Raw genomic sequence first — 21,155 nt, forward strand, 5'->3', positions numbered from 1 at the left:
GCAACCATGGCCTTCTGCAACACTGCCTAGACGAGTGCCTCATGCTCAAGCCTCGCAAGCCCGTTTTCCGCCAGGCCTTTCAGCAATGCGTCGACGTCGGCCTTGCAGCGTTCGGCGTCGACATTGTAGCGAGCGAGGACGGCGCTGCGGATGTCCGCGATCGGCTTGGGTTCCTGGATCAATTCCCAGATGAAGGCGCCGACACCGTTGAGGCTGTAATAGATATTGGACTTCAGGTTGAGAAGCGCGAGGCCATCGCCGAATTCGCAAGCAACGGCGTCCTTGGTGGCCTTTACGCAATCGTGCTCGGATGGGTTCCAGTTCATCCTAAAACCTCGTTTGCAACACACGGTCTACGCGTCATCAGGTTCAATGGAAAGTCGGGGATTTTCATCCCCGGCTCCATTTCATTGTCTTCGACCCCGGAGGCCCAACGTCATTCCTCCAGAATCAGGCTGGTCTCAGGAGAACGTCAAGTCGCCGATCGGGGTGTGCGCGGGAAACGACGCGTCGATTGCCGTGCTGCCACCACCGCCTTGGGTAATGGTTTCGATTGAACCATGTACTGTCAGGTTTGGCGTTTCGTACTCATGCTTTTCAACATTCTGTTCCATTTTACTCTCCATAAGGACTGGAAACGGCCTGTCGATTGCCGTCAGCACTTTCATGCTGCATCGCAATAGCTGCACAGCAACATTTATGAGTCAAGCCTGATTTACCGGTCGTTAATCAATTATGGGTTGCGGACGTCACCCCGCGTGTAAGAAGTCCACCTCTTTCGAGATGAAGCCGGGTGTGATTGCCCCTCGTCACAGGAGATTCCGTAAACCATTGATTTTGCATACAAGAGGAAGCCAATGCTTGGCCATTGCCATTGGACAACGCCGAAAGATACTCAACTTTCAGCTGATCCCATCGAAGGCCCGGCCGAAGCGCTGCGCTAGGGTAGGAATTCGTCCATACATCTCATCCCCTTCCGCGAAGCCGGCAAACGCTATGGTTGTAAAATTTCGCACTGCGAAAGGAAAGGCTTTACGGCGTCGCCGTTTTTGACGATGCTTTGCTTAGCAGCTGCAGCATACGCTTCGCGCAAACCGCTTTTTGGAGACTGTGCGCTCAATGGCCTTGCCGGAAAGCTCCTATGAAAGACTGCGCGCCACCGACTGCGCCGACGAGATCGCTTATGTGCGGGCCTGCTTACGGTTATATTTCGCGGGGCCGGCCGCCTCGGCCGGTGAAACGTGGACGCCGGGCCTTTCCGACGCTGTCGTCACTGATATCGCCAGGTTGAACAAGGTCGGTACCTTCGTCTTGAAGGCGCTGTCGCGTACGCCGGCGCATGAGAGGCCGGCCGAACTGTTCCAGTGGCTCGAAACCTATCGCAGGAGGACGGTGTCGATGAACGCCGCCTGCCTGATGGATTCGATCGCCATTCACGAGGCGCTGCTCGACAGGCGGATTGATTTCGTGTTCCTGAAAGGGCCGTTCCAGCAGCATCTGCTTTACGACGATCATTTCATGAAACCCTCGGGCGATATCGATATTCTGGTTTCGCCTGCCGGGTTCTTGAAGGCACGCGAAGCGTTACGCTCGATTGGCTACGAAGTATCGGGCAAGTCGCGTTCGGTCTGGTGGGTCCGCTTCCTCGGCGAACAGCACATGATCCGTGGCAATGGGTCGAAATCATCCACTGTCGACCTTCATTACCGGCTTCAGCAGCCCGGCTCGCCCAGTCCGCGCGATGCCGACGGGTTCCTGCGGCGAAAGCGGCTGGTCGAGATCACCGGCGCCGAAGTCCCGTTCACGTCGGCTGCCGACACGCTGATGCTGGCCTGCATCAGCGTCGCCAAGGCACTGTTCAACCGGGAGCCTTGCGCCGGCTACGTCTGCGATATCAGGGCCAGCGCCAGCCGTCTCGGCCACGCCGATCAGCAGCGTGTGCTCGATGCGGCGGTGAGCCAGGGGCTGGAGGACACGCTGCTGCTCGGCCTGCGTTCCGCCGATGTGCTGCTCGGCGGCACCGGCACGCTTCTGTCGGAGCGGGCCAAGCCGATCCTGTCGCGCATCGGCAATGAAGACCTGCTCAACATGGTCATCGCGCCATGGCTGTCGTCGCTGCGCTGGCCGCAGCGACGCACGGTGTTGTGGGAATTATGCGGCCGGGCTCCGGTCCGTTACCTTTCCGAGGCCGGTTGGGCGGCGTCGGCGGACATCAGCCGCCGCATCTTCGAACGGCCAGCCGGCCCGTGAAGGCGGCGAATATCGAACGCGTACAGGGCGAGGGCAGATCGGAACCTGTGCAAGAGGCAATTCCATGTCGATGACGAAATCCCAAGTCTGCGTGATCATCGCGGCCAAAAACGCGGCGCGAACGATCGCCGTCGCCATCGCGTCCGCGTTGCGCGAACCGGAAGTCGGGGAGGTCGTCGTCGTCGACGATGGCTCCACGGACAATACGGCCGAGGTCGCACGCTCCGCCGACGATGGCAGCGGCCGGCTTGCGGTGGTGCGCCTCGACGTCAATCGCGGCCCTTCTTTTGCCCGCAATGCGGCGATCGCCGGTTCACGAGCCCCGTTCATCAGCATTCTGGACGCCGACGATTTCTTCCTCGAGGGCCGGTTTCGCAACCTGTTTGTCGGCGCCGATTGGGATTTCGCCGCCGACAACATCATGCTCATCAGGGATGACGCGGCTGGCGATGCAACCAAAATCGTCGCCCCGGATTTTGCCGCCGATCCGGAATTCCTCGATTTCGAAGGATTCGTGGAAGGCAACATCTCCAGGCGCCGCGTCCAAAGAGGCGAACTCGGCTTCTTGAAGCCGGTGATCAGCCGTGCCTTTCTCGACCGCCACGGGTTGCGCTACGACGAGAGCCTGCGGCTAGGCGAGGACTACGAGCTTTACGCGCGAGCGGTCGCCCACGGGGCACGGTTCAAGGTCATCCGTTCCTGCGGCTACGGCGCCATCGTCCGCGCCGATTCACTCAGCGGCCGCCACAAGACGCAGGATCTGAAGCGGCTGGCCGATGCCGATCTGGCGCTGCTGGCGATCGACAGCCTGCCGGAAGGGTCGAAAGCAGTGCTACGGCGGCACGAGCGGCATGTGCGCGACAAATACCGGCTGCGCAATTTCCTCGACGTGAAGGCCGAGCGGGGCCTGGCTTCTGCCGCGGCCTACGCCTTCGCAAGCCAATCCAACCTCGTCCCCATCGTGCAGGGCGTGGCGTCCGACAAGATCGAGGCGCTGTTTCGCAGTGTTGGCCTGGTCTCCAGGAACAAGCACGTGCCGCCGCTCCGTTTCCTGATGGCTGGAACCAGTACCGGCAAAGGACGGTAAGGCGCGGTGTTACCTGCCGACCGCGAGGCCGCCACGCAACCATTTCCATCGGATTTATGAGTTTATGAATTGGGTGGTTGCCTCGCGGCTCTGGGGATGGCAGTCTATGTTGCGGTGCAACAAATTAAACGACCAGCCGAACTGGCCCCCGATCGGACTGGTGCGAAGTCTCTCTTCGTCAGAGGAGTTGGGCGACGCGGTTACGAGTTTTCAGCCCCGGTTGCGGGGCTCGGCCAGTGGCCTGGCCTGAAAGCCGGTCCAGGAAGCCGGCGATGACGGGAATTTAAGTTCATGGCCTCGATATTCGGCTTCAGATCAAGGGATCCGGCCCGCGACAGGCAGACCGACGTTGCGCGCCTGGACCGGCTGGCGAAGCTGTTCGAGCAGATCGCCGCCGAGATCGAGGCGGAGAAAACCGGCTTGGAGAGCCGCTACCGCAAGGAAGCGACCAACGCGGCCTTTCTGGTCGAAGCCATGGAAAACGGCTCCGCCTCCGATCGCCGCTCGTCCGAAGTCAGCGCGTTGACGCAGTCGATCCTGAACAGCGAGCGCCGCATCGCTGCGCTGTCGCGCCAGGGCGGCAGGATGCGCGAGCTCCGTCATTCGCTGGACGTGGTCTTCGACGAGAATACGACCACCGATCCGGCGGCGACGGTCGAACCGGTCAGGCAGGCGGGAGCCGGCCGAAATTGAAGGCGGCGGCGGGGGACCGTTACGGCGAAGGTGATGCAAGGCTGGACGTCGGGAGGGTGATTGAAAAGGTCAAGGTTGGCCCGTTTGGAAGCGGTTCGAACGTCGACTTTGGGTTGGGGACACAGCGCAAAGGTGAGTTAGTCATGAATTCGGATCCAAAGACCATGTCCACGACAGCAATCGACGCCCCTTCAGCCCTGTTTTCCTGGCGGCGGTCTGGTCTGGCTTTCGCTTTGCTGCTGGTCGCTCTTGGCAGCCTGCCGGCAACCCCGTCTCATGCGCAGGATATCCAGTCCGCGCCCTCTTTCGTCGACGATTTCAAGAATTTCGACCGCGAGCGCTGGTACGTTTCAGACGGCTGGACGAACGGCAGCCATCAGAATTGCACCTGGTCGAAAGGCTTGGTCAAGCTTTCCGATGGCGTTCTTTCGCTCGGATTCGCGAAGCAGAAGACCAAGGATCGCGAGTTTGCCTGCGGCGAGATCCAGACCAAGCAGCGTTTCGGCTATGGTACCTATGAGGCGCGGATGAAGACTGACACAGGCCCTGGCCTCAACGCGGCGTTCTTCTCCTATATCGGCCCATCCGACAAGCAGCCCTGGGACGAGATCGACTTCGAGATCCTGACCAAGGACACCTCCAAGGTGCAGGTCAATGCCTATATCGCCGGCAAGGGCAAGAACGAGAAGCTGGTCGACGTGCCGGGCGGCACCGACAGTGCCTTCAACGACTATGCCTTCGTCTGGGAGAAGGATAGCCTGCGCTGGTATCTCAACGGCCAGCTGGTGAACACCATCACCGATCCCGCGAAGCTGCCCAGCCATGCGCAGAAGATCTTCTTCAGCCTTTGGGGTAGCGACACCATGAAGGGCTGGATGGGAGCGTTTGCGGACCCGGGCCGCACGCTTTCGCTGCAGGTCGAACGGGTCGCGTTCACCGCGCTGGGTCAGCCCTGCCAATTTCCGGAATCGCTGGTGTGTAGTGTAAAAGAGCTGGGAAAGACGAATTGAACCGGCAGGGCCGAGAAGCGGTCCGCTGCCCTGGATGGGAATGAAACCGAATGAACTTGACGGTGTTTGGAATTGGCTATGTCGGCTTGGTGCAGGCGGCGGTGCTTGCCGAGGTTGGCCACCAGGTTGTTTGCGTCGATATCGACGCAAACAAGGTGGAGCGGCTCAATCAGGGCCTCGTTCCGATCTTCGAGCCGGGTCTTGAAACCATCGTCAGGGAGAATCACGCCGCCGGCCGCATCAAGTTCACCACCGATGCGGCGGCAGCCGTCAGGCACGGCGAAATCCAGATGATCGCGGTCGGCACGCCGCCGGGCGAAGATGGTTCGGCCGACCTCAAATATGTGCTGGCGGTCGCCGAGACCATCGGCCGCGAGATGGATACCGCCAAGATCGTCGTCGGCAAGTCGACCGTGCCGGTCGGCACCTGCGAAAAGGTGAAGGCCAGGATCGCCGAGACGCTGAAGAAGCGGGGCCGCGAGGATCTGAGCTTCGACGTCGCCTCCAATCCCGAATTCCTCAAGGAGGGCTCCGCGGTCGCCGACTGCATGAAGCCCGACCGCATCATCGTCGGCACGTCGAGCGAGGAAACCGAGGCGGTGATGCGCGAACTCTACGCGCCCTTCAACCGCAACCACGAGAAGATGATCGTGATGGACGTGCGCAGCGCCGAATTCACGAAATACGCCGCCAATTGCATGCTGGCGACCAAGATCAGCTTCATGAACGAGATGGCCAACCTCGCCGAGCAACTCGGCGCCGACATCGAGGAAGTGCGCCAGGGCATCGGCAGCGACCCGCGCATCGGCTATCACTTCATCTATCCGGGTCTCGGCTATGGCGGCTCGTGCTTTCCCAAGGACGTCCGTGCCCTGATCAAGACCGCCGAGGGCGTCAAGTACGACGCCAAGCTGCTGCGCGCCGTCGAGGAGCGCAACAATGACCAGAAATCCGTTCTGTTCGACAAGGTGCACCGCTATTTCAAGGGTAACCTCAAGGGCAAGACCTTCGCGCTGTGGGGCCTGGCCTTCAAGCCCAACACCGACGACATGCGCGAGGCGCCCGCGCGCGTGCTGATGGAGGCGCTCTGGAACGCCGGCGCGGCCGTGCAGGCCTATGATCCCGAGGCCATGCAGGAATGCCAGGCCATCTACGGGCTGCGCGACGACCTGCTGTTGTGCGGCACCAAGGAGGCGGCTCTGCGCGGCGCCGATGCGCTGCTGATCGCCACCGAATGGAAGAGTTTTCGCGCACCGTCCTTCGATGCGCTGAAGGATGCGCTGACCACGCCGGTCATCTTCGATGGCCGCAACCTTTACGATCCCAAGGTCGTGGCGCGCCACGGCATCGAATATCACTCGATCGGCAGAATGGCGGCATGAGATCGGGCGCGGAGAGCCGAAAGCAGGATCGGGCCAAACGCCCGGCGTAGAAGGAATTGTAGCTGATGGTGCTGGACGTAAAGCCCGAGCAAGTCACCAAAGATCATTTCGATGTTGTCGCGATCGGTTCCGGCTTCGGTTCGGCTTTCTTCCTGCATGAATTCGCCAGGCGGCGTAAGGCGCGCATCCTGGTTCTGGAGTGGGGTCGCCACAACACGCATGAATGGCAGCTTGACCAGAACGTCAACACCGACATAGACGACGAGACGACCTACAGCACCAATTCCGACAAGCCGTGGAATTACACGATCGGGCTGGGTGGCGGGACCAATTGCTGGTTCGCGCAGACGCCAAGATTCCACCCCAATGATTTCAGGCTGAAAAGCACCTACGGCGTCGGCAATGACTGGCCGATCAGCTACGACGATGTCGAGCCGTTCTATTGCGACGCCGAAGACATCATGTCGATCTCCGGCGATCCCGACATGGCGGCGATGCTGCCGCGCTCGAAGCCCTTTCCGCAGCCACCGCATCGCATGTCGACGCCGGACAGGATGATGAAGGCGGCCCAGCCCGACCAGCATTTCGTCATGCCGACCGCACGGGCGCGCGTGCCGACCGCGCAACGCAGCTCCTGCTGCGCCAATCTGCGCTGCTGGCTGTGCCCGGTCGATGCCAAGTTCACCGCCAATAACGGCCTGATGCATGTCTTCGAGCATCCCGACGTTTCGGTCTGCCTCGGCTCCGAAGTGCGGCGGCTCGACCATGTCGGCGGCACGGTCCGTTCGGTCGCCTTCGTGCATGAGGGCAGGGAATATCAGGTCAGCGGCGACCTCTTCGTTCTCGGCGCCAATGCCATCCAGAGCGCGGCGATCATGCTGCGCTCGGGCCTGGGCGATGAATTCGTCGGGCGCGGCCTGCATGAATCCTATGGCTGGAATTTCGAGGTCTATCTCGACGGCGTCGACAATTTCGACGGCAGCACCATCACCACCGGCCTGAATTTCGGCCTCTATGACGGTCCGCACCGGTCCGAGCACGCGGCGGCCCTCGTCTATTTCGAGAACCGCTGGCAGCACGGGATGCGCGCAGAGAAGGGCCGGCTGCGCCAGGCGCTGCCGCTGGTCGTGGTCACCGAGAACCTGCTCGATCACGAGAATTTCGTCACCCTCGACGAGGCTGACAACGCCTTCGTCTCCTTCAAGGCGCCGTCGGACTATGCCGTCAAAGGCATGGCCCGGGCGCTGGACAAATTGCCCGGACTGCTTGCCCCGTTGCCTGTCGAACGGCTCTTCGACCGCGGCATCCGCCCAACGGAATCGCATGTCCAGGGCACGTTGCGGATGGGCACCGGCCCGGCCGATTCGGTGATCGACAGCAACATGATCCATCACCGGCTGAGAAACCTAGTCGTCGTCGGCACCAGCACCTATCCAAGCTGCTCCTGCGCCAACCCGAGCCTGACCGCGGCAGCTTTGTCCCTGCGCGCGGCGAGCCGGATGGCGTGAGGGGGAAGGAGGTAACCGATGATGGAAATCTCACGGCGCTCGGTCTTGGCCATCATGGCTGGTGGAGTTGCATCGACTGGCGTGGCCTTCGCGGCGGTGTCTTCGTTTTCGGACGAGGACCTGGTTCGCGTCACGCTCGAAAAATACCTCGGCGGGTTGAACATGCGCATCGAGCACCTGCAGCAGTTCGTGCTGGAGTTCCGCAACCGCAATCCGTGGCTGTTTCCCAGCGAAAAACTGGGCGACGCCGTCACTTTGCTCGAGACGGCGAAGCTCGGCCAGGCACGCAAGTTGTTGCCCAAGCGGAAGCAGCGCGACCTCCGGCATTTCGACCGCTGGGTCGTGGCCGAATTTCACATGTTGACGGACTACGCCTCGCGCAGTTCGCCTAGTGATCCCATCCGGTTCACCGGATGGCAGCCATGCACAAATCCGTTCGCGACGCTTGATCCGCCAAAGACTGCGTGAGGCTGCACTTGACGCTGCCGTTCATCGGCCGTGGGCATTGAAACGCGATAGACGAGGAGCCAGGACCATGAAAGTTCTCTTTGCAGGCGGCAATGGCTACCCACCGGAGTTCAGCGGCGGCGTCCAGTCGAGCACTCATCATCTGGCCGAGCAGTTGATCGAGCATGGGCATGAGGCCGCGGTGCTCGCCGCGCTGTTTGGCGATGGTGTCTTCGGCTTCAAGGCGCGTGCCAAGATGAAGCTTCTGCGCCAGCCGGCGGTCGTCGACAGTTTTCCCGGCTACCCAGTGATCCGGGCGTGGTTTCCGTGGGAGGCGGCGGTCTTCGCCGTCAACAGGGTCAAGCCGGATGTGGCGGTGGTTCAGTGTCACAAGTCGGTTCCACTCGGCAAAGCGTTGCAGGCCAAGGGCGTGCCGCTGGTCGTCTACCTCCGCAACGTCGAGTTTCACGAGCTTGGGGGCGACCTGCGCGACCTGCGCTCGGCGCTCTACATCGCCAATTCCGAATTCACCGCGCGTACCTACGCCAGGGAGTTCGGCATCGAGGCGGCGGTGATCCCTCCGACCATCAATCCGGCCCACTACAGCACGCCGACTTCAGGCCAGTTCGTCACCCTGATCAACCCTTATGAGGAAAAGGGCTTCGAGCTTGCGGTGCGGATCGCCGCCGCGTGCCCCGAAATCCCGTTTCTGTTCGTCGAAAGCTGGAAGCTAGCGGACGATCACCGGGCACGCATCGAACAGACGATCACGCCGCTCGGCAATGTCACGCTGGAGAACCGCACCAGTGACATGAAGACGGTCTATGGCCGCACACGGATCCTGCTGGCGCCCAGCAAATGGGAAGAGGCCTGGGGGCGGGTTGCCTCGGAGGCCCATTGCAGCGGCATTCCGGTCGTCGGTTCGCGCCGCGGTGGCCTGCCGGAAGCGGTCGGCCCTGGCGGCACGGTGCTCGACTATGATGCCCCGCTCGCCGACTGGGTCGCGGCCGTCAGGCTCTTGTGGAACGACAACAAGGAATATCAGCGGGTCTCGGCACTCGCGCGCGGCTTCGCTGGCCGGCCGGAACTCGACCCCGACCGTCAGTTCGGCACCTTCTTCTCGATACTGGACAGGGCGGTGCAGCAGCGCGCACGCCAGGCCGCGTAGCCAAGCAGCGACCCGATCGGTTCTGCATCAGGCTGGGCGCTTGACCCTGTTCTTCAGCGTTTCATAGCCGCGTGCACCGAGCAGGGCGCGGGCAATGGTCTTGGCGGCGCTCTTGCGGCCCTCCTGCGAGTTGACCTGGCGCAGCCTCGCCGGCAGGTTTCGCGCGGCCTGGCCAAGTGCTGGCAGCGACAGCGCATCGGGAAAACTGACCATGTGCGTCTCGACGCACAGGACCGGTTTCCCCGACAGTTTGGCAATCCTCAGCGCCTGGGCATGTTCGCTTTCGATGAACAGGATGGCGTCGGATTTGCGATAGAAATCGGCCTTGAAACTGCCATGCGCGCCAAGCCGCTGGCGCTCCGCCTTGCTCGGCAGATCGAGCATGATCAGCTTGTCGTACTTGATCTCGTGCTTGGCGAGCCACGCCTCCGTCAACGCACGGTATTTCTCGAGCCGGCTGGTGACCAGCCAGCCGATCTTGTGGGTCACGGCATGAAGCGGCCGCGCCTCGCTGAGGAATTTTTCATAGGCCGGCCCGTCGTCGTTCTCGGCCTCGGTCGGATCGAGACACAGCACCCCGTCTATATCGACACAGCATCGCGCCAGGAATTTATGATGCATGAAGTTCCACTGGAACATGCGCGGATGCGGCACGACCTCGAACACCAGATCGGTCTCCTGATGCTCCGGCTCCAGGCCGAAGACGGCGGCGAAGGTGTAGTCAGCCTCGATACCGCCGCTCTTGATGCGGGCACGGGCGTCGCGCATCGCATTGCCGCCGGCGATGCTGTCGTCGATCACCAGCACCTTGCGCATGTCCGAAACCTTGCGGTCCAGGGCCGCGCGGCGCTTGGTGATGCCTGACGTGTAGACCCTGCCTTCGAGGAAGGAGTCCAGGTCGGTCATCGGAATGTTGGCCGCAAGGCTGACCAGCGTCGCCGCCAGCACGCCGCTTCTGGGAACGCCGACCACCAGGTCGATGTCGCGTGGCAGCCGATGAAGGTTGCTCACGATGGCGTCGTTCATGTCGGAGATCGATCGGTAATGCATGGATCAGGCCTGATGCTCGGGTGGGATATGGAATAGACGACAAAGGCGCCGAAATTATTGCGCCTCGCGCGGCGTCGCCGCCGGCGCCCTTGCAGGCAGCATTTTCAAGGCCTCCCGCAAGGCTTCGCGCCCGGCGGCGAAGGTCAGCGCGACGACGATGGTGATCGCGTAGGCCAGGATGACGCCGCTTGCCAAGGCGACGACATGCTGCTGCGGCAGCATCGGCTTGACCAGCCAGACCGCCCCAAGCGCCAGATGCGCGCCAAGCACGAACGGCGCTGCCGTGCGCAGCACATGGCTGGCTTGCAGCGGTCCGCTCTTGCCGACATAGAGCCATAGGAAGGGCGTGCGCAGATACTCGCTGACCGCATAGGCGACCGCCACGCCGAGCGCGCCGTAGGGCAGGCCGAGTGCGAAGGCAAGCACCGAGGTCACCGCCGTGATGATGCCCCAGCGCATGAAGTCGCCGGAGCGGCCCTGGCTGACGAAAAGCCAACCAGCCGGATTGTTGAGCGGCTGCAGCAGGCCGGCAAAGCCGAGCGCCAGGAAGATCGAGGCGCTGGCGCGCCACTGCTCGCCGAGCACGAAGGGGATCAGCACATCCGACATCGCGGTGGCGAAAGCGACGCCGGGCAGCGCCACCAGAAGGATCAGCGGCATCACGCGCAAATAGGCGCTGCGATAGCGGTCCGGCTCGTCCTTCAGTCGCGACAGCGCCGGCACCATCACCTTCGACAGCGGATTGGTGATCTGGCTGAGCGGGAACAGGAGCAGCTTGTAGGCGCGGTCGTAGAGCCCGAGCTGGGCCTCGCCCCAGTATTTGCCGATCAACACGTTGTCGAGATTGCGGGCGAAGAAATTGGCGAAATTGAAACCGGTGATCCCGGCACCGAAATTGATCAGCTCGCTGATCCCGACGACCTTGCGCGGCATGCCTGGGCGCCAGCGCGAACTGGCCCAGTAGCACAGCGTCGGCAGCACCGCGCCGGTCAGCGTGCCTGCAAACAGCGCCCAGTAGGAACGGTCGATGAAAGTCCAGGCGATCGAGACGGCCAGACCCGCGACGGCCCCGGCGACGTCGATGATCGCCAGGCGACCGAACTGCATGCGACGCGTCAGCAGAGCCAGATGCTGGGCGCCCAGGCCATAAGCCAGGATCTGCAATCCCAGTGCCGCCACCAGACCGGCGACGCGCGGCTCGCCATAGAACGCGGCGACCAGGGGTGCCGCGCCCGCGAGCACGCAGGCGAGGACCGCGCTGACGGCGACATTGATCCAGAAGAGGTAGTTCACCTCCTCATGCCGGATGCCCGATTTCTGGATGGTCGCCTGGGTCAGGCCGAAGTCCTGGAACAGGGCGATGAAGGCGAGCACAGGAGCGCACATGGCGACCACGCCGAAATCCTGCGGCGACAGGAGTCGCGACAGCACGATGACGGAAATGATCTGCGTAGCGACCCGCACCGATTGCGCCATTGCGGTCACGACGGCACCACGGCCGACCGATTTGCGCAGTGAGCCTTCCGGCGGATCGAATGGATTGGCTTCCAAATTCAGGATTCCTGATCTTTGCGCGGATTTCGGAGCCCCGAAATCCACAACCGCCGCCGACCACAAACTACGGCAATAATTTTGCAGTGCAACAGAAAACGTGGAACGGTGCGCCAAAAATGTTGCGATGCAGCAAGAGCTGTACTAGGCTTCCCCTGGGTGGGTCAAACAGCGGTCGAGTTTTCATGCTGCATGTCTTGTACCTGGTACATGATGTTTCCGACCCGGCGGTTCGCCGGCGGATCACGATGCTCAGGACAGGTGGCGCCCGGGTTACCCTGGCGGGCTTCCGCCGCGCCGCCACTCCGATTGCCGACATCGAAGGCTTGCGGCCAATCGACCTTGGCGCGACGCGCGACGGGCGATTCGCCCAGCGCCTGGTGGCGGTGGCAAAAACAGCGGTTTCGATAGGTTCGAAGCTCAGGGACGTGCCGAAGCCCGACATCATCATCGCGCGTAACCTGGAGATGCTGGCGCTGGCCCGCCGCGCCCGGTCGGCTTTCGGCGCCGCTGTCCCGATCGTCTACGAATGTCTCGACATTCACCGCCTGGTGCTTCGCGACGATGTCCTGGGCAAGGCGCTGCGCGCCACCGAGCGTCATCTGGCGCGGGATGTGCGGCTGCTGGTGACCAGTTCGCCCGCCTTCATCGCCAATTATTTCAAGCCTTTCCGCCAGGTCGCGGCGCCGGTGGAACTGGTCGAGAACAAATATTTCGAGGCGGCGGCGATTCTGCCCGCCGAGCGCGAGGCGGTGGAAGGACCTCTCGCCCCGCCGTGGCGGATCGGCTGGTTCGGGGCGCTTCGGTGCCGCCGCTCGCTCGAACTGCTGGCCGGTTTCACGCGTCACATGGAAGGCCGGTTCGAAATCGTGCTGCGCGGCCGCCCGGCACTTTCCGAGTTCCCGGATTTCCATGCCTTCATCGATGCAGAACCTTACATGTCGTTTCGCGGGCCGTACCGCAACCCGGAGGACATGGCGGCGATCTATCACGACGTCCATTTCTCCTGGGCGATCGATTTCTTCGAGGAGGGACAGAACTCCGAATGGCTGCTGCCCAACCGCCTTTATGAAGGCTGCCGCTTCGGCGCGGTGCCGATCTCGATGGACAACACCGAGACCGGACGGTTCCTGCGGCAGCGCGATATCGGCGTTTTGCTGCCGCAGGCCACGCCCGAGGCGCTCGAAACCGCGCTTGGCGGGATGGAACAACACCGCTTCGGCAGGCTGAAGGCGCGCGTGCTGGCCCACAATCCGAGGATGTGGAGCTACGATCGCAGCGACTGCGGCGTGCTGGTCGAAAAACTGCGCCGCCTGACCACAGTGCACGGGCCGCTCGCGACTGAGGCCCTGGCATAGGATGGAGATCGCCCGATGACGCAAGCGCTTGCCTCCACTCTGATCGTGATCCCGTGTCTCGACGAGGCGACTCATATCGGCGCGCTGCTCGACCAGCTTTGCCCGGCGGCGGAACGGCTTGGCGCGCGGATCGTGGTTGCCGATGGCGGCAGCACCGACGGCACGCTGGCCATTGTCGGCGAGCGCCAGAGGAACGATCCTCGCATCATCCTGCTTCACAACGAAAAGCGCATCCAGAGCGCCGCGATCAACCTGGCGGTGGCCAAATTCGGCGAGGGTGCGCACTATCTTATCCGCATCGACGCCCATGGCGGCTATCCCGACGACTATTGCGACCGACTGGTCGAGGAGGCGTTGGCGACCGGGGCGGATTCGGTCGTGGTGTCGATGCTGACCAGCGGCAGCGGCACCGTGCAGAAAGCGGCGGCGGCGGCGCAGAACTCCAAGCTCGGCACCGGCGGCTCCAAGCATCGCCATCTCTCCGCCGGGGAGTGGGTCGACCACGGCCATCACGCACTGATGCGGATATCGGCCTTCCAGGCCGTCGGCGGCTATGACGAGACGTTCAGCCACAATGAGGATGCGGAACTCGACTATCGGCTGAGGCAGGCAGGCTACAGGATCTGGATGAGCGGCAGGACGCAGATGGTCTATTATCCGCGGACCTCGCTGCGCGGCCTCTATGTCCAGTATCTCGGCTATGGCCGCGGCCGCGCCAAGAATGTGCTGAAACATCGTGTGATCCCGAAGGTCAGGCAGATGGTGCCGCTGGCGGTCTTCCCGGTGGTTCTGCTGGCGGCCTTCTCCTTCCTGCACTGGATCGCGGCGCTGCCTCTGGTGCTGTGGGTGGCGGTTTGCCTGGGCTACGGCCTGGTGGCGGCCATCAGCCAGCGCAATGCCGATATCGCGCTTGCCGGCGTCTCGGCGATGGTCATGCATTTCGGCTGGTCCGTCGGCTTCTGGCTGCAGCTTCTCGGCCTCGGCACGCGGCGGAGGGCGGCGTGATGGCGGTTGAGGTCAAGCATCGCAGCATCGACATCGGCGTGTGCACATTCCGGCGGCCGGAACTGGCCGACACGCTGCGCTCGCTTGCCGCCCTGGCCATGCCTGACGGCTTCGAGGTCGGCGTCATCGTCGCCGACAATGACGACACGCCGAGCGCCAGGGACCTGGTGACGGTGCTGTCGCAGGAATTGAAGTTGCCGGTCCGCTACCGGCATTGCCCGGCCCGCAACATCTCGATCGCTCGCAACGCTTGTCTCGAGGCCAGCGAGGCCGATTTCCTGGCCTTCATCGACGACGATGAGACCGCTACGGCCCACTGGCTCGCCGAACTGGTGGCAACGGCCGAAAAAAGCGGCGCCGCCGCGGTTCTCGGCCCGGTGCGCGCGCTCTATCGTCCGGATGCGCCGGAATGGATGCGCCGCGGCGATTTCCATTCCACCTTGCCGGTCCGCGTGCACGGCGAAATCCGCACCGGCTACACCTGCAACGTCCTGCTGCGCATGGCATCCGACAGCTTGCGCGGCCGCCGCTTCAGCCTGGCGCGCGGCCAGACCGGCGGCGAGGACACCGAATTCTTCGACCAGATGCACAAGGCAGGCGGCCGGATCGCCTTTGCGCCGGAGGCATGGGTCGACGAGGCGGTGCCGAGGGCCAGGGCCGCATTCGACTGGCTCAGCCGCCGCCGCTTCCGGGTTGGCCAGACGCACGGCCATCTCCTGGGCCGCGGCGCCAGCGGCATCGCGCGAGTAAAGCAGGCCGGCCTTGCCGCGGCAAAGGCCGCTTTTTGCTTCGCCGCGGCACTTCCGGTTGCAGCCAGTCCGGTCCGCAGGAACCGCAGTGTCTTGCGCGGCATCATGCATGTCGGCGTTGTCAGCGGTCTTGTCGGTATCCGCGAACTGCGCCTCTATGGCCAGCCTTCACCAGGGGAAGGAGGCAAGCGTGCAGCCTGACATTTCGTCCGTGCCCGATGTTTCCTTTGTGATCGCCGCCTACAATGCCGAGGCAACCCTTGATAGGGCGGTCGCCAGCGCCATCGCCCAGAAGGGCGTCAGCCTCGAGATCATCGTCGTCGACGACAAGTCGCGTGATGCCACGCTTGATGTGGCGAGGGCCTATCCCGAGCATGTCGTGCGTGTCGTGGCGCTGGAAAAGAACAGGGGCCCCGGAGGGGCCAGGAATGCCGGGCTCGACGCCGCCCGCGGCAGGTGGATAGCGGTTCTCGATGCCGACGACGCCGTCTTTCCCGGACGCGTCGCCGCCATGATCGGCCGCGCCGAAAAGGCGGGCGCCGAGATCGCCGTCGACAATCTCCAGGTCGTCCGTGAGGACGGCGTGGTCGAGGACGCGATGTTCCCGCGCCAGTATCTGGAAGGCCTGCGCGAGATTTCGCTGGCGACCTACATCGCCGGCAACGTCGTCTTCGAATCGAAGTTCAATCTCGGCTATCTCAAGCCGATCTTCCTGCGCCGGTTCCTTGACGAAAACCGGCTTCGCTATGACGAGAAGCTGAGGATCGGCGAGGACTACATCCTGTTTGCCGAAGCCCTCGCCATGGGCGGCAGATGCGTGGTCGAGCCTGAAATCGGCTATGCCTATCATATCCGCAGCGGCTCCATCTCGCGCGTGCTCGAGCCTCATCATGTCGAGGCGATGCGCAAGGCCGACGAGATTTTCGCTCAAACCCATTCGATGGACGTGGCCGCGCAGGCGGCATTCGCCCGGCGCGGCCGCAGCCTGCGCAAGGCGGCCTCGTTCCTGGCGATGGTCCAGCACATCAAGGCGCGGTCCCCGCTCAAGGCGATCCGGACGGCGCTCAGCGACCCGGCGGCGGTCAGGCATATGGGCATGCCGATCGCCGTGCGGTTGCGAAGAGTAGCGGCACAGTTTGCCGTCGGGGCGGGGAGGTGAAGATGCAGGCACATGGAGGGATTTTTCGTGGCCTGTGAATGGACTGTAGTCGATCTCCTCAGAAGGAATTTGCGATGAAGAAAATCAGGAAGGCCGTGATACCGGTGGCGGGGCTTGGAACACGGTTCCTGCCGGCGACCAAGTCGATGCCGAAGGAAATGCTTCCCGTCGTCGACAGGCCCGTCGTGCAATATGCGGTGGACGAGGCCTTCGAGGCCGGCATCGAGCACATCGTCTTCGTCACCGGCCGCAACAAGGCGGTCATAGAGGACTATTTCGACCTGCATCCGGAATTGATCGGAACCCTGGAGCAAACTGGCAAGAAGACTCAGCTGGAGACGCTCGAAAGCATGCTGCCGGTGGCCGGCGCCACCTCCTTCATCCGCCAGCAGTCGCCGCAAGGCCTCGGCCATGCCGTCTGGTGCGCCCGCGAGGTCATCGGCAACGAGCCCTTTGCCCTGCTTTTGCCTGACATGGTCTCCTTCGGCGGGCGCGGATGCCTGGCCGAGATCACCGACCTCTATGCACAGACCGGCGGCAACGTCATCGCCGTCGAGCGTTGCGATCCCACCGAGACCAACAAATATGGCATTGTCGGCCGTGGCGCCGACATTGGCGGCGGTTTCGAGGTGACGGCCATGGTCGAAAAGCCGGCGCCGGCCAACGCACCGTCGAATTTCTACATCAATGGCCGTTATATCCTGCAGCCCGAGATATTCCAGCTTCTGGGCAACCAGCAGCGCGGCGCCGGCAACGAGATCCAGCTGACCGACGCCATGGTTCGCCTGTCGCAGGAGCAGCCATTCTTTGCCCAGCCTTTCAAGGGGCGCATGTTCGACTGCGGGTCCAAGGAAGGGTTCATCCAGGCCAATATCGCCTTCGCGCTGGCGCGCGACGACATGAAGGGTCCGGTTTTCGAGATGCTCCGGGAGTTCGTCCGGACGCATGAACGCCAGGAAGAAGCCGCATAATGCCCATCTTTCGGGAGTATTGCCGGGTGGCTGACGGCGGAGGCGCCGGCCGGCTCCGCGCTGTCCGGCACCAAGCGTGTGTCGCGCCTGCCAATGCTCCCGATCTCTCCGGGGCCTGCGAGCGAGACAAGCCAGAATTGGACCGAAGATGAATTATGCCAATTTTCCTCTTGACAAGAGGATGCCATTGCCGAATTCGGAAGCAGGAGACGGCGACGACTTCATCGACATCGAGCGGCTGCTTGGCATGGCCGCACGGCAGGCCAAGGTGGTTGGCGTGTGCGCCATCATCGGCCTTTTCCTGGGCATGCTCTATCTGCAGACCACGCCGCCAAAATTCGTGTCGGTTTCCAGCGTGTTGATCGATGAAGGTCTGAACAAGATCGTCGACGACATCTCGGCGGCATCGACGACGATGCAGACCGATTCCGCGATTCTGAGCCAGATCGAGATCCTGACCTCGACGCGGCTTGCCGCCGTGGTCGTCGACAAGCTCAAGCTCGACCAGAACGACACGTTCATGAACCCGCCCCAGTCGGCCCTTGCCCAGGGCGTTGGCCTGGTCCGCGGTCTGATCCAGTATGTTCGTCCGAGCAGCCCGGTCATGCCGGGTGTCGGCGACATCACCAAGCTCGACCCCGCCGCGCGCGATGCGCTGATCGCCACGTCGCGCCGCGACTACGCCATCCTCAAACTGCAGAACGAGATCCGGGCGGATCGCGTCGGGCGAAGCTACGTTATCGCGCTTGGCTACCAGGCGACGGATCCGGCATTGGCGAAGGCCATTACCAAGGCCTATGCCGACGCCTATCTCGCCGACCAGCTCGACGCCAGCTTCGACGCCACCGAGCGCGCGGCGGTCTGGCTGCAGGGCCGATTGACGGAGCTGCGCGAGAGCTCGCAGCAGGCATCGCTGGCGGTCGAGAAATTCAGGGCCGAACACGGCCTGTCCGCCAACAGCGACGGCCAGCTGATGAGCGACAAGCAGCTCGCCGACCTGAACGCCCAGCTCATCGTGGCGCAGGCCGACACCGCGCGTGCCAGCGCCCGTTACCAGCAATACAAGTCGATCGTCGACAGCGGCTCGGACAACGCTTTCAAGGATGCCGCCATATCCAGCGACCAGCCAGCCAGCTCGGTCATTGCGGCGTTGAAGACCCGCTACCTCACGGTCGCCAAACGGCAGCAGGATGTCGAGGCGAATTTCGGCCCGCAGCATCCGCAGGCGGTGGCGCTCGCCAAGGAGAAGGCCGACATCTCGACGCAGATCTTCGGCGAACTGAAGCAGCTCACCGAAAGCTACCGCAACGAGTATGAGGTGGCGTTGGCGCGCGAGACCGCGCTCAGGGCCAATGTCGCCGCCGCGCAGGGCAAGAGTTCGATCGACAACCAGTCGCAGGTCCAATTGCGTGATCTCGATCAGAAGGCGACGGCACTCTCCACGCTCTACCAGACGTTCCTCGGACGCTACGAGGAAGCCGCGCAGCAGCAATCCTTCCCGGTCGGCAAGATCCGCATCATCTCGGATGCGTCGACGCCGCTTGCCGCCTCGAGCCCGCGCACCGTCATCGTGCTCGGCCTTTCGCTGGTGCTCGGGGTTCTGATGGGCGCCGGCTTCGGCGGCCTCAACGAGTTCAACGAGCGGTTCTTCAGGACCGGCGAAGAGGTCCGCGACCGCGTCGGCCTCAAATTCCTCGGTTACCTGCCGACCATCGGCAGCAAACCGAGCAAGGAAGACAAGCCAGCCGAACCCGATCTCAAGGTCGCCAGATCGCCGGCCGCGATCGAAAGGCGCGCACGGATGCGGGTGAGCATCGACGCTCCGGCATCGATGTTCTCCGAAACGCTGCGCAGCGCCAAGATCGCCTTCGATGTGGTGATGGAAGGGCAAGGCAGCCGCGTCATCGGCGTGATCTCGGTCCTGCCCGGCGAAGGCAAGTCGACGGTCGCGGCCAATCTCGCCGGGCTGCTCGCCGCCAATGGCTCCAGGACGCTGCTCATCGATGGCGATCTGCGCAATCCGGGCCTTAGCCGCAGCCTCGGCATGGAAGCCGAGCAAGGCTTGATGGAAGCGGTGGTGAGCGGCCAGACCTGGCAGTCCGTCGGCAAGATCGACAGGCAGACCAAGCTGGCGATCATCCCGGCTGTGCTGCGCGGCCATTTCTCGCACACCAGCGAGCTTCTCTCCTCGGCCGGCATGCGTCGTTTCATCGAAAACGCCAAGGAGACCTTCGAATACATCGTCGTCGATCTGCCGCCGCTTGGCCCGGTGGTCGACGCCAAGGCCTTCGCGCCGCTGGTCGACGGCTTCGTGCTCGTCACCGAATGGGGCCGCACGCCGCGCGCCATGGTGCGCTCGATGCTGGAATCCGAGCCCTATGTCGCCAACAAGATCGTCGGCGCGGTGCTGAACAAGGTCGACCTGAAGAAGCTCGCCAAATACGGGTCGTTCGGCGCGTCGGAGAAATTCTTCGACAAGTACTCGAGCTATTATCTCGACAAGTCGGAAGTGCGTTCGAAGGCGGCGGTCTGAGATAAGGCCGTTGCCATCATGTCTTGAACCCGCGCAGCGGTTCTCATTCCGAAATCGCACAAAGTTTCGGCACCGTCCGGCCGCCGTTCATGCGGCCGGACATGAGGCGGAGCGGCGTATAGCTCGAGGCTATGCCGCCTTCAGCCGGTAACGGAAAAGCGTGTGGTCGAGCAGCAGCCGGATGCGCGGTTCGGCCTCGGTTGCCACCAGCCAGCTTGCCGCGATCATGGTCGCGCCGACCATTGCCATCGACAGGAGATAAGGCAGCCCGGAGCGCACCATGGCGCCGAGCATCGCCGCGCCGATGACGTCGTGGATCAGATAGAGCGGATAGGTCATCAGGCCGATCCGGCGCCAGCCGCTCCATCTGAGATCAAGCGTGAGCGACCACGCCATCAGCGCGATGGCCGCGAGGAAGATCAAGATTGGCGGCCCGTACGGCATCACGGCTCCGACTTTGATGCTATGGACGTCGACGGAGCTGGCGATCTGCAGCACCCCACCGCCGAGGAACAGCAGGCAGAAGCCAAGGCGAGACGCCGTCACCGCCTTGAACCGCATCAGCCAGATGAGCACGCCGACCGCGAAGAATGAGCCATGATGCACCAGCACGAGCTGCAGCCACCGCGTCTCGGCGAAGGCGGACCAGCCGAGCGGATAATAAAGGCACCAGAACAGCGTGCTGACCATGCCGATGACGATGGCAACCCTTTCCATCAGGTTGAAACGGCCGAGCCGCAGCAGGATCCAGACGATGGCGTAGAAGGCGATTTCGATGCCGAGCGTCCAGTAGACGCTGTCCACCCAGGGACCATAAGGCGCGAACAGGCCGGTGCGCACGAGCCGAACCACCGCATCGGTCGGCCAGCTCAAGCCGATCAGCAGCAACAGCGCCGTGGTGATCGGGGCACAAATCCAGACCGCCGGCGCCAGCCTTTTGACCCTTGCCTCGAAAAACCGCAGCGGCGTCGAATTCTCGGCGCTGAAGGCAATGACGAAACCGCTGATGACGAAGAAGATCTCGACGCCGACCCAGCCAGACCCGACCCAGGCGCCGATCCCAGGCTGCGCCGGAACGCCACCAGTCGCTTGCGCCGAGATGCCGTCGGGATAGGCCCACACCCAGAAGCCGTAGTGATAGACCATGACCAGCACGGCGGCGAGAAACCGCAGGATGTCGATACCGCCAAAGGTTATTTTTTTCTGAGCCATGCGATCCAATCGAATGGCCCCC

General features: G+C 63.1%; 19 protein-coding genes. 14 read left to right on the forward strand and 5 right to left on the reverse strand.

Features of this window, described 5'->3' with window-relative positions:
* Positions 1 to 26 precede the first annotated feature (26 nt).
* A complete protein-coding gene (locus FJ936_RS01715) occupies positions 27 to 326 on the reverse strand; it encodes a PqqD family protein (RefSeq protein ID WP_015314226.1) in 300 nt (99 codons plus the stop codon).
* A 135-nt stretch (positions 327 to 461) separates the two neighbouring features.
* Positions 462 to 614 (reverse strand): lasso peptide, encoded by a 153-nt coding sequence (locus FJ936_RS01720; RefSeq protein WP_015314225.1) that lies wholly within the window; start codon positions 612 to 614, stop codon positions 462 to 464.
* 505 nt (positions 615 to 1,119) lie between these two features.
* Between FJ936_RS01720 and FJ936_RS01725 the strand changes: the two genes are divergently transcribed.
* From FJ936_RS01725 to FJ936_RS01760, 8 genes are all read left to right on the forward strand, one after another.
* Positions 1,120 to 2,250 carry a nucleotidyltransferase family protein gene (locus tag FJ936_RS01725; protein ID WP_140614938.1) on the forward strand — a complete coding sequence of 377 codons (1,131 nt, stop codon included), beginning with the start codon at positions 1,120 to 1,122 and terminating at the stop codon, positions 2,248 to 2,250.
* 64 nt (positions 2,251 to 2,314) lie between these two features.
* The gene (locus tag FJ936_RS01730) at positions 2,315 to 3,337 is read left to right on the forward strand and encodes a glycosyltransferase family 2 protein (RefSeq protein ID WP_141906056.1); all 1,023 of its coding nucleotides are present in this window, start codon (positions 2,315 to 2,317) and stop codon (positions 3,335 to 3,337) included.
* Between the two features lie 291 nt (positions 3,338 to 3,628).
* Positions 3,629 to 4,030 carry a hypothetical protein gene (locus FJ936_RS01735; RefSeq protein WP_015314222.1) on the forward strand — a complete coding sequence of 134 codons (402 nt, stop codon included), beginning with the start codon at positions 3,629 to 3,631 and terminating at the stop codon, positions 4,028 to 4,030.
* A gap of 143 nt (positions 4,031 to 4,173) precedes the next feature.
* Complete coding sequence (locus tag FJ936_RS01740; protein ID WP_141906142.1) at positions 4,174 to 5,040, forward strand: family 16 glycosylhydrolase; 867 nt, start codon at positions 4,174 to 4,176, stop codon at positions 5,038 to 5,040.
* A gap of 50 nt (positions 5,041 to 5,090) precedes the next feature.
* Positions 5,091 to 6,422, forward strand: coding sequence for a UDP-glucose/GDP-mannose dehydrogenase family protein (locus FJ936_RS01745; RefSeq protein WP_015314220.1), 1,332 nt, complete (start codon positions 5,091 to 5,093; stop codon positions 6,420 to 6,422).
* 65 nt (positions 6,423 to 6,487) lie between these two features.
* Complete coding sequence (locus FJ936_RS01750; protein ID WP_140821602.1) at positions 6,488 to 7,930, forward strand: GMC family oxidoreductase; 1,443 nt, start codon at positions 6,488 to 6,490, stop codon at positions 7,928 to 7,930.
* 18 nt (positions 7,931 to 7,948) lie between these two features.
* The gene (locus tag FJ936_RS01755; protein ID WP_015314218.1) at positions 7,949 to 8,398 is read left to right on the forward strand and encodes a hypothetical protein; all 450 of its coding nucleotides are present in this window, start codon (positions 7,949 to 7,951) and stop codon (positions 8,396 to 8,398) included.
* A gap of 67 nt (positions 8,399 to 8,465) precedes the next feature.
* Positions 8,466 to 9,545, forward strand: coding sequence for a glycosyltransferase (locus FJ936_RS01760; protein ID WP_141906057.1), 1,080 nt, complete (start codon positions 8,466 to 8,468; stop codon positions 9,543 to 9,545).
* A gap of 27 nt (positions 9,546 to 9,572) precedes the next feature.
* Here FJ936_RS01760 and FJ936_RS01765 read toward each other — a convergent pair whose 3' ends face one another.
* Together FJ936_RS01765 and FJ936_RS01770 are read right to left on the reverse strand one after the other, a co-directional pair.
* Positions 9,573 to 10,595, reverse strand: a complete 1,023-nt coding sequence (locus FJ936_RS01765; RefSeq protein ID WP_140660023.1) for a phosphoribosyltransferase family protein — start codon at positions 10,593 to 10,595, stop codon at positions 9,573 to 9,575.
* 54 nt (positions 10,596 to 10,649) lie between these two features.
* Positions 10,650 to 12,146, reverse strand: a complete 1,497-nt coding sequence (locus tag FJ936_RS01770; RefSeq protein WP_140614933.1) for a lipopolysaccharide biosynthesis protein — start codon at positions 12,144 to 12,146, stop codon at positions 10,650 to 10,652.
* Positions 12,147 to 12,331: 185 nt separating this feature from the next.
* Here FJ936_RS01770 and FJ936_RS01775 point away from each other — a divergent pair, with 185 nt between their 5' ends.
* The 6 genes from FJ936_RS01775 (at position 12,332) to FJ936_RS01800 (ending at position 19,921) form a co-directional block, all read left to right on the forward strand.
* On the forward strand, positions 12,332 to 13,504 hold the full coding sequence (locus tag FJ936_RS01775) for a glycosyltransferase family 4 protein (protein ID WP_141906058.1): 1,173 nt from the start codon (positions 12,332 to 12,334) through the stop codon (positions 13,502 to 13,504).
* Between the two features lie 15 nt (positions 13,505 to 13,519).
* Complete coding sequence (locus tag FJ936_RS01780) at positions 13,520 to 14,509, forward strand: glycosyltransferase family 2 protein (protein ID WP_141906059.1); 990 nt, start codon at positions 13,520 to 13,522, stop codon at positions 14,507 to 14,509.
* A complete protein-coding gene (locus FJ936_RS01785) occupies positions 14,509 to 15,459 on the forward strand; it encodes a glycosyltransferase family 2 protein (protein ID WP_141906060.1) in 951 nt (316 codons plus the stop codon). The genes FJ936_RS01780 and FJ936_RS01785 overlap by 1 nt, the downstream gene beginning before the upstream one ends.
* Positions 15,449 to 16,417 carry a glycosyltransferase family 2 protein gene (locus tag FJ936_RS01790; RefSeq protein WP_141906061.1) on the forward strand — a complete coding sequence of 323 codons (969 nt, stop codon included), beginning with the start codon at positions 15,449 to 15,451 and terminating at the stop codon, positions 16,415 to 16,417. Before FJ936_RS01785 ends, FJ936_RS01790 begins: the two co-directional genes overlap by 11 nt.
* 74 nt (positions 16,418 to 16,491) lie before the next feature.
* A complete protein-coding gene (locus FJ936_RS01795) occupies positions 16,492 to 17,388 on the forward strand; it encodes a UTP--glucose-1-phosphate uridylyltransferase (RefSeq protein WP_023772481.1) in 897 nt (298 codons plus the stop codon).
* A 148-nt stretch (positions 17,389 to 17,536) separates the two neighbouring features.
* A complete protein-coding gene (locus FJ936_RS01800) occupies positions 17,537 to 19,921 on the forward strand; it encodes a polysaccharide biosynthesis tyrosine autokinase (RefSeq protein WP_015314209.1) in 2,385 nt (794 codons plus the stop codon).
* A 129-nt stretch (positions 19,922 to 20,050) separates the two neighbouring features.
* On the opposite strand, the gene FJ936_RS01805 is transcribed toward FJ936_RS01800, so the two are convergent.
* On the reverse strand, positions 20,051 to 21,133 hold the full coding sequence (locus FJ936_RS01805; RefSeq protein ID WP_140660514.1) for an acyltransferase: 1,083 nt from the start codon (positions 21,131 to 21,133) through the stop codon (positions 20,051 to 20,053).
* Positions 21,134 to 21,155: the final 22 nt, after the last annotated feature.

Origin of the sequence: Mesorhizobium sp. B2-4-13 (assembly GCF_006658535.1) — a bacterium.
Lineage (GTDB): Bacteria > Pseudomonadota > Alphaproteobacteria > Rhizobiales > Rhizobiaceae > Mesorhizobium > Mesorhizobium australicum.

What these genes read in the sequence shown, in the direction of transcription:
- FJ936_RS01725 (WP_140614938.1), top strand. Translation starts at nt 1,120, where the DNA reads ATGGCCTTGCCGGAAAGCTCCTATGAAAGACTGCGCGCCACCGACTGC.
- FJ936_RS01750 (WP_140821602.1), top strand. Translation starts at nt 6,488, where the DNA reads ATGGTGCTGGACGTAAAGCCCGAGCAAGTCACCAAAGATCATTTCGAT.
- FJ936_RS01720 (WP_015314225.1), bottom strand. Translation starts at nt 614, where the DNA reads ATGGAACAGAATGTTGAAAAGCATGAGTACGAAACGCCAAACCTGACA.
- FJ936_RS01795 (WP_023772481.1), top strand. Translation starts at nt 16,492, where the DNA reads ATGAAGAAAATCAGGAAGGCCGTGATACCGGTGGCGGGGCTTGGAACA.
- FJ936_RS01775 (WP_141906058.1), top strand. Translation starts at nt 12,332, where the DNA reads ATGCTGCATGTCTTGTACCTGGTACATGATGTTTCCGACCCGGCGGTT.
- FJ936_RS01805 (WP_140660514.1), bottom strand. Translation starts at nt 21,133, where the DNA reads ATGGCTCAGAAAAAAATAACCTTTGGCGGTATCGACATCCTGCGGTTT.
- FJ936_RS01755 (WP_015314218.1), top strand. Translation starts at nt 7,949, where the DNA reads ATGATGGAAATCTCACGGCGCTCGGTCTTGGCCATCATGGCTGGTGGA.
- FJ936_RS01785 (WP_141906060.1), top strand. Translation starts at nt 14,509, where the DNA reads ATGGCGGTTGAGGTCAAGCATCGCAGCATCGACATCGGCGTGTGCACA.
- FJ936_RS01745 (WP_015314220.1), top strand. Translation starts at nt 5,091, where the DNA reads ATGAACTTGACGGTGTTTGGAATTGGCTATGTCGGCTTGGTGCAGGCG.
- FJ936_RS01735 (WP_015314222.1), top strand. Translation starts at nt 3,629, where the DNA reads ATGGCCTCGATATTCGGCTTCAGATCAAGGGATCCGGCCCGCGACAGG.
- FJ936_RS01730 (WP_141906056.1), top strand. Translation starts at nt 2,315, where the DNA reads ATGTCGATGACGAAATCCCAAGTCTGCGTGATCATCGCGGCCAAAAAC.
- FJ936_RS01800 (WP_015314209.1), top strand. Translation starts at nt 17,537, where the DNA reads ATGAATTATGCCAATTTTCCTCTTGACAAGAGGATGCCATTGCCGAAT.
- FJ936_RS01740 (WP_141906142.1), top strand. Translation starts at nt 4,174, where the DNA reads ATGAATTCGGATCCAAAGACCATGTCCACGACAGCAATCGACGCCCCT.
- FJ936_RS01765 (WP_140660023.1), bottom strand. Translation starts at nt 10,595, where the DNA reads ATGCATTACCGATCGATCTCCGACATGAACGACGCCATCGTGAGCAAC.
- FJ936_RS01780 (WP_141906059.1), top strand. Translation starts at nt 13,520, where the DNA reads ATGACGCAAGCGCTTGCCTCCACTCTGATCGTGATCCCGTGTCTCGAC.
- FJ936_RS01715 (WP_015314226.1), bottom strand. Translation starts at nt 326, where the DNA reads ATGAACTGGAACCCATCCGAGCACGATTGCGTAAAGGCCACCAAGGAC.
- FJ936_RS01760 (WP_141906057.1), top strand. Translation starts at nt 8,466, where the DNA reads ATGAAAGTTCTCTTTGCAGGCGGCAATGGCTACCCACCGGAGTTCAGC.